Origin of the sequence: Paenibacillus sp. OV219, from assembly GCF_900110075.1 — a bacterium.
Lineage (GTDB): Bacteria > Bacillota > Bacilli > Paenibacillales > Paenibacillaceae > Paenibacillus_Z.
The window spans coordinates 1-7331 of record NZ_FOCJ01000027.1 but is presented as its reverse complement, the minus strand read 5'-3'; the positions used below and the strand labels follow the sequence as shown (position 1 = coordinate 7331).

Here is a 7331-nt window from a genome sequence, read left to right as displayed (position 1 = left end):
GCTCTATAAGAGGGCAGATGAACGCATGTATAGGATGAAGAAAGATGCTATGCCGCACGTAAAAAAGAAGTCGACCATCTCGGTGGTCGGCCTCTATTATTCTATTGCGCGGTCAGGATTTGTGGACCTTCAGCCGTGATGGCGATCGTATGCTCGTATTGGGCGGCGAGCTTGCGGTCCAGCGTCCGCGCTGTCCAGCCGTCCGGATCGATTGTCATGTAGTAGGTGCCTTCGGTGATCATGGGCTCGATCGTGAACACCATGCCTTCCTTGATGCGGAGGCCTTTGCCGGGCTTGCCGACATGCATATAGTTCGGCTCCTCGTGCAGGTCCCGGCCAATGCCATGCGCGAGAAGGTCGCGCACGACGCCGAAGCCGTTCGATTCGGCATGTCGCTGGATGGCACTGGTTATGTCGCCGAGCCGATTGCCGGGTTGCGCCTGTGCGATGCCGAGGTCAAAGCATTCCTTCGTGACGCGCATCAGCTTCTCAGCCGTCGGCGAGATCTTCCCGACCGCATAGCTCCAGGCCGAATCGCCGAGCCAGCCGTCGAGCTCCGCCACCGTGTCGATCGTCACGATATCGCCCTCCTCAAGTGGCTTGTCGCTAGGGAAGCCATGCGCGATCACGTCGTTGACGGAGGCACAGGTCGCATATTGATAGCCCTTGTAGCCCTTCGTGTAGGGCTTGGCGCCGTGCTTCAAGATAATGTTCTCGAAGATGCGCTCAATCTCGTTCGTCGTGATTCCCGGTTTGATGAGCGGGGCGATCGTGCGATGGCATTCGGCCACCACTTGGCATGCCTTGCGAATGGCTTCGATTTCATGCTTGCTTTTTAAGATGACCATGTTAGTGTCAGGACTCCTTCGTAATAGCTTGAATCGCGAGCTTGGCGATTCGATCGACGTCCAGATCGGAAGTGCCCGCATAGTAGTGCAGCCCGCAGCAGCCAACCAGCACGGCAAACATATGGTTGACGCTGTCGTCTTCGCGCTGGGCGATCGATTGGAGCGGAACGTACAGCCGTTCCATGAATCGTCTCTTGGTGGGGTGCCGATCCTTCTCAGGCAAGCCTGCGTAATGTTCTGCCGCCATTTTGTAGACGAGATATGCGCGGGCATCCGACTGCCACAGCCGGAGCAGCGCCTTACAATACGTCAACAGCTGCCTGTCATCAGGGCTGCCGCCGTAGATGTTTGCCCATTCTGCCAGGGCTTGCTCGCATCGCTCGAAGCCGCTGCCCAGCACATCTTCTATTAATAAATGCCGGTTGGGGTAATAATGGTATACCGTGCCGTAACCGAGCTCGGCCTCGCGGGCGACGTCGCGAATATCAAAGCTGCCGCCCGTGTGGAAGTAGGCGCGCGCGGCGGCGTCCAGGATCTGTTCTCTGCGCTGCATGCGGATGAGCTCATTTTGTTCTTTGGTACGGGGGCACATGGGCGCGTGAACCTCCTTGTATAGACCTGCAAATTTGTCGATATAAAAATAGTAACGCATGAGGCGGGGATATGCAAATTATCTGTTGGCGGCGGTAGCAGCATTAAGCTCCCTCGGTAATATTTAGTTTTCTCACGAATGCTCGCTTATTTGCAGGATTTCACCCTTGCAAGAAATGCTGAAAGAGAGTAAGAGGGACATCGAACTAGATCAGACCAACATGAAGGCGTGAGGAAATAGAGGGGGAGGTTGCCACCCCATATCCTTCCATATACTGCACGCATTCCCCACGCCGCCCCTGGAGGTTTTCACTCCCATGTCTCAACGGGTCTTAGCCAGCGGTAGCCTTGGACGAGTCATAAATTATATTTAACTGTAGCGAGAGAAGGCAGCATCACAAAGGCAGCAGAAGTGCTTCATGTTTCACAGCCAAATTTGAGCCGCCAGCTCAAGCAGTTAGAAGAAGAACTTGGAACTATGTGATAAATCTTTAAATAGATGTTTAATTGATTGACCTCGAACCTTAGCTAAATAAGGCAAACTGACAGTCCAGGATTTCATCAATATTCGATAGTTCAACGACCATAAGAAAACGGCAGCGGCGAAAGACTGCCGTTTTCTTAACAAATAGACAGGATAGATTAGCTATACCAAGAATTGATTACATTCAAATACGAAATGTAAGGTATACCGTTCCATATCCAATCAACCAGCAAATAGACCGTGCGAAAATTATAAAAGATAACAATTGATAAATATAGGTAGACTAAAGACTTCTCTCTAACAGGGTCCCAACTTGTATAGCCATCACTCGAGGCGGATAAGGCATTCCGTTTCTGATCCACCATTCAATTGTACCTACATAAGCGGTACCAGCATATTGCAGCATTACATCATCAATTAAATCCATATTTCTTCCGCTTTCTCTATCTATCTCGCCTAACGCGATGAAGATTATTTTGAAACCGTAAATATTCCGCGAGCTTTGAGGCGACGATAACGTACTCGGGATAATAATCAAATAACCCAAGATTCCATAGAGGTCGCTTATATAGCGACCTTTTTATTTGTTTCTTTATATGTAAGCCTGCTAATTTGTTTATTGGGAGTCGGGCATAATAACCACGGAGGTGAATTGTTATGAAATGCATTTACTGCGAAAACATTCAGCAAATTAAAGGAATGAATCATAAATGCTACATCTGCTCCATCGTAAAGCGAAAGCTGTAACGCTCTGAACATATCGTTCAAAATGATGCAGACTTCGATGACCGATCTGCCATTGCGATTAGAAGTAGGTTCCGCTGCCACACCAGATGCATTTCTTGGCGCTTTGTAACTCACGATCGAACAGTTTACCGTTTATTGTGATATGATTTTTCGGAGGTAAGTTTCTGGGATTTCACGCCATTAATCAAAGATGATGAATCTACATCAGCTCTTCCACTTGATCTTGGGCTTTATCCTGTACTTTCATGCTTCATGTTCATTGGTCTTATTATATTTCCGCACTATAAATTCACAAGGAGTTCTAATGCCAATAAAGAAATAAAGTCTTTATCTGCAGAGAAGGAACTTAATACACTTTATTAAATTTTGTACGAGGACAAGAACATATATGCATTAGATTCCGCGTTTTGCGCGGTTTTTTTATTTTATGGATACAACTTCTTGTCCTTTCCAAAAGACAAGAAGTTGTATCGTTTCCCAATATTGGACAGGATGAAGATACCTTCCCCGTAGATGGTAAACTATACAGATTAGGAATCACTTTAACATAATACATTACATCCTTATGTCCCGAAATTCGGCTTTCATTACATAATCGTAATAGTGCGGAAAGCGATGCGAAATACGGCCATAAACGAATGGCAGCCTAGATTGAACTCGTCTAACAATTGGGGGGCAGTTCACTTAAACCGGCTGCCTTTTCTAAAATATCGGAGTGTATATTGGAAGCTTGTGTATTGTTTCGTATGAGTGGTACTAAATCATGGAATGGCGGAAAGACATTCAACTAAACCGAGGGATGGGACACGAGAGCATAGAAACAAAGAAAATTGAACTATCTTGTCCTTTACTTACATAACGAACAAGTTAATGTACATAAACTTACTCAGTTGATCCTAACAGTGGGGAGGCTTTCAATTCTTATGCCTGATAAGCTTAAGCTGAATAAGTTCGTGGATGAACTGCCTATTCCGAACACGCTCTATCCCATAACGCGAAGTAATTATAGTTCGTATTATGAAGTGACCATGAAGGAATTTTCTCAAAAGCTTCATAGAGACCTCGGACCAACCCGTTTATGGGGTTATGAAGGAGTATTTCCGGGTCCCACGTTCGAAGTGTTGAAGAATGAAACCGTGTTTGTTAAATGGATAAATGATTTGCCTAATAAGCACTTTCTTCCCGTTGATCCAACGATTCATGGTTCTGAAATAACACTTCCGGAAGGTAGAAGTGTTGTACATTTACATGGAGGGAGAACGCCAGCCCACAGTGATGGTTACCCCGAAGCATGGTTTACGAAAAATTTCGAAAAAACGGGACCTTTGTTTGAACGAGAGGTATATACGTATCCAAATATAGAACGGGCTACGATGTTATGGTATCACGACCACACGATAGGAATTACAAGATTGAACGTCTACGCAGGACTCGTGGGATGTTATTTTATTCGTGACAACCTTGAACGATCCCTTAATCTTCCAAGAGGGGAATATGAGATCCCGCTTGTTATTGTGGACCGCTCGTTCAATCCAGACGGGTCAATATACTACCCCAGTGGACCAGATCCGAACGAGGTAGGACTTCCACAGCCATCTCTTGTCCCGCCTTTTGATGCGGATACAATTCTGGTGAACGGCATGGTCTATCCCTTTTTGAACGTAGAACCAAGAAAGTACCGATTTCGAATTTTAAACGCAGCAAATAGCCGTATACTAACTTTAAAAATGGAATCCAACCAACCCTTTTATCAAATTGGCACAGATGGTGGTCTTCTTGAAAAAACGGTAAAAATAAATGAATTTATGCTTCTGAGTGCCGAGCGTGTAGATGTGATTATTGACTTTTCACAATTCTACGGACAGACGATTATTCTCAAAAATATCACTAAGAGTGCATCTCCCGAAACAACAGATGTCATGCAATTCAGAGTGACCGTACCATTAAAAAGTGCGGATACTAGTTCCCTTCCTTATCATTTAAGTGAAATATTACGACTTCCTAGAACTTTGGCAAAGAGAACAAGAGATTTAACACTCGTCAGAATCAAGGATGAGTATGGTCGATCTCTGAATCTATTAGATGGAAAAATGTGGATAGATCGAATATCCGAAAAAATTGAAGTAGACACCGTTGAAATTTGGCGAATCATCAATATAATCGACGATGATCCTCACCCCATACATCTCCATTTGGTTGACTTTCAAATTCTTGATCGCCAGCCTTTTGATGTATCTCATTATCAAAAAACCGGTAACCTTATATTCACTGGATCTCCCAACCCTCCTGATCCTTATGAAAAGGGATTAAAAGATACTGTTCGGACCCCATTTGGTTACGTTACATCCATTATCGCTCGCTTTGGACCTTTTACCGGGCGTTATGTGTGGCATTGTCACATGCTGGAGCACGAAGATTACGAAATGATGCGTCCCATTGAGATTTTCAAACCAAACTGGTGATGATGAATACAACCATTAGACTCGTAAGGCGGTTTATTTTGGTTAGTGGAATGGGTTAACGCCGTGTTCCTTAAGGGTATTTCTCTATAGACTGTTGTTAGGTATCAAGAAACTTAATCTTGACCTTTTATTCGTATTTAGGAGGTTTATAGATTGAATAAAAATAATTCAAACTCTGGTGATAACAGTCAAATTTCCAAAGAAAAATATGCAGCAAAGCTCACCATAATTGCCGGTGCAATTGTAACATTAGGTGACTTTTTAGCTTTAGTTGCCGCCGCGCTTGAAGTGGAAGAAATCGCTAGTGAAGAACTCCAATCACAACAAGACAAGAGTAATCAAGAGGACAGAATGTTAAGTATGCAAAAACAAATTGATTATTTAACGATACAATTGTCTAATTTTAAAAAGTAATAAATTTACAAGGTAAGACAGCCGGGGTTAGTCGGCTGTTTTCAATTTTTATATCGGTATACTTGAATGTGAAACTTTTAGGAGTAGAAAGGACTACATAAAGAAAGAGCTCAATTTTATCTGTAGCACATATCGCATCAGTAGAGGAGCTCGTTATGACGCTACACAAGCTACGCCATTTTTTTCCTCATCCAGTTTAAAGCTATAGCCTGGATCTCTCTTATGGAGAGGTGCTGTAACGTGCGCTGCTGTTTAGGGGTAGCGGTCAGCGGGGAATGTCAATGTGACTGTTGGGGCTACTTTATCGCTAGTAATATGTACTGTTTTACTTGACCGTTCCATTGGTTGCTGACATTTGGTAATTCTCTAAAGTTTCTTTTTTGAAAATCGAAAAACAAGGATCAATAACACGGCTGCTATCGGATAGCAAGCCAAATGGGCTAACCATTCCAACCCTACCACGGAAGCGATGCCTTTCGTCCTTGTTGAATGAGGATGAAGGGCTTTTTTTTATTGTCTGACTGTTTACTGTTACAGTCCCAAGGAGAAAGAAGGTACGATTATGAATCAAACCGAGCTTGCCCAGCGTTTATTTCCAGGCTATTGAGAAGCAGCCGGAGGACGTTCTGGGCAGTTACCCAGCGCGACAACTGAAAGAAGGAGCCAAGGTTACACGGTTCGCGCCTAATCCGAAAGCGGGAAGTGGAGGGGAGCATAGGCGATATTCTTACTTCTGCGATGCGGATGAGCTGCAGCATGTTCCCTTTCTCCATCGAAACGGGTAGTAGTATATCCGCAATAACAAGTATTTTACTTAGTGTGCTTTATTACAAGTTGGTGTTCATAAGGGACTTACAAGTAGTGGTTTTTCAGGATAAATGAATGGGATTGAGTCTCTGGCAATGGCCGTGATTTGGGCACAAAAAAATCTTTTCGCTCATATTATATGTGTATAACGGGAAATATGAGGAGCGAGTCCTAATGCCTACAATAGTTGGAATGACTGAAATCGTTAGTGTTGGATCGGGAGCGGTTGTACAAGTTGGGGATTCTATTCAAATCAAGCCTTCGAGTGCAACTAAGACCTATGCAGGTGCTGGTTCATTCCTCACGGGCAGCTTAGTTAATTCAAATAATGGTGTAAGTACGACCAACACAAATGATCCCGATGTTCAAGATAATACAGAAAATGCGATTGGCAGTGGGGTAAATATATAGAAATGGTGAGTGATGGCAGCCCACTATTGGGCTGACCAGGTCGCGTTCACGGAGAAGGGTTCCATCGTAAAGACTTGTACCGATCGGAGCTTATATAATTCCATGTACGCGAAACTTGATTCGAAATTTGTGCATACCCTCACTACAACGGCTGCGAAATTTGACGATTTATTCAAAACAGAAGTAGGGAAACTTGTTTGCATTGAGTTTGGAAGCCCAAGCGAAATGCAAAACGGAATTATCAACTTCATTGATGTTTGACGGGAGCAGTACATTAATACATTTGCCACATATTAAAACCATGTATGTACCAACGAAATAACGATAACGAGACCTATTGGAACAAAAAAGCGGTGTTCACAGCAGAGCCAGATCGGTTGGGAAATGCACACTCTCATTAAGCCCCCATGGAAGAATGTAATTTCTTCCACAATCTGTGATGCCGCGCTGTGGCATGGATGGCTAACGGACAGGATAACGCAACTTCGGGTGTAACCGCGTCGTCTTTCTTAAAAATGACAGGAAAATCCGAAGTACAACGGTCCCAACGAAATAAACGAACGCAGA

General features: G+C 44.2%; 6 protein-coding genes and 3 pseudogenes. 5 read left to right on the top strand and 4 right to left on the bottom strand.

Annotated elements, in window-relative coordinates; translation table 11 throughout:
• Positions 1-101: 101 nt before the first annotated feature.
• Positions 102-848, bottom strand: coding sequence for a type I methionyl aminopeptidase (gene map, locus BMY11_RS28230; RefSeq protein WP_090583815.1), 747 nt, complete (start codon positions 846-848; stop codon positions 102-104).
• Between the two features lie 7 nt (positions 849-855).
• A complete protein-coding gene (locus tag BMY11_RS28225) occupies positions 856-1332 on the bottom strand; it encodes a TetR/AcrR family transcriptional regulator (protein ID WP_256217819.1) in 477 nt (158 codons plus the stop codon).
• Here BMY11_RS28225 and BMY11_RS29585 point away from each other — a divergent pair.
• Together BMY11_RS29585 and BMY11_RS28220 are read left to right on the top strand one after the other, a co-directional pair.
• A complete protein-coding gene (locus BMY11_RS29585) occupies positions 1282-1464 on the top strand; it encodes a hypothetical protein (RefSeq protein WP_256217820.1) in 183 nt (60 codons plus the stop codon). The genes BMY11_RS28225 and BMY11_RS29585 overlap by 51 nt on opposite strands.
• A gap of 342 nt (positions 1465-1806) precedes the next feature.
• Positions 1807-1914: pseudogene (locus BMY11_RS28220) on the top strand (LysR family transcriptional regulator); the annotation flags it as partial.
• A 292-nt stretch (positions 1915-2206) separates the two neighbouring features.
• Here BMY11_RS28220 and BMY11_RS28215 read toward each other — a convergent pair.
• Positions 2207-2380, bottom strand: a pseudogene (locus BMY11_RS28215) (TetR-like C-terminal domain-containing protein); the annotation flags it as partial.
• Positions 2381-3593: 1213 nt separating this feature from the next.
• Between BMY11_RS28215 and BMY11_RS28210 the strand changes: the two are divergent.
• Together BMY11_RS28210 and BMY11_RS28205 are read left to right on the top strand one after the other, a co-directional pair.
• Positions 3594-5132: a multicopper oxidase family protein gene (locus tag BMY11_RS28210; protein WP_090583809.1), complete on the top strand. Its 1539-nt coding sequence runs from the start codon at positions 3594-3596 to the stop codon at positions 5130-5132.
• Between the two features lie 153 nt (positions 5133-5285).
• Positions 5286-5546 carry a hypothetical protein gene (locus tag BMY11_RS28205; protein WP_177182864.1) on the top strand — a complete coding sequence of 87 codons (261 nt, stop codon included), beginning with the start codon at positions 5286-5288 and terminating at the stop codon, positions 5544-5546.
• Between the two features lie 153 nt (positions 5547-5699).
• On the opposite strand, the pseudogene BMY11_RS29840 reads toward BMY11_RS28205, so the two are convergent.
• Positions 5700-5774 (bottom strand): annotated as a pseudogene (locus BMY11_RS29840) (hypothetical protein); the annotation flags it as partial.
• 753 nt (positions 5775-6527) lie between these two features.
• Between BMY11_RS29840 and BMY11_RS28190 the strand changes: the two are divergent.
• Complete coding sequence (locus tag BMY11_RS28190; RefSeq protein ID WP_090583804.1) at positions 6528-6764, top strand: spore germination protein; 237 nt, start codon at positions 6528-6530, stop codon at positions 6762-6764.
• Positions 6765-7331 lie beyond the last annotated feature (567 nt).

Coding starts and splice junctions, on each gene's coding strand:
- map (WP_090583815.1), bottom strand. CDS start 848: ATGGTCATCTTAAAAAGCAAGCATGAAATCGAAGCCATTCGCAAGGCA.
- BMY11_RS29585 (WP_256217820.1), top strand. CDS start 1,282: ATGGTATACCGTGCCGTAACCGAGCTCGGCCTCGCGGGCGACGTCGCG.
- BMY11_RS28210 (WP_090583809.1), top strand. CDS start 3,594: ATGCCTGATAAGCTTAAGCTGAATAAGTTCGTGGATGAACTGCCTATT.
- BMY11_RS28190 (WP_090583804.1), top strand. CDS start 6,528: ATGCCTACAATAGTTGGAATGACTGAAATCGTTAGTGTTGGATCGGGA.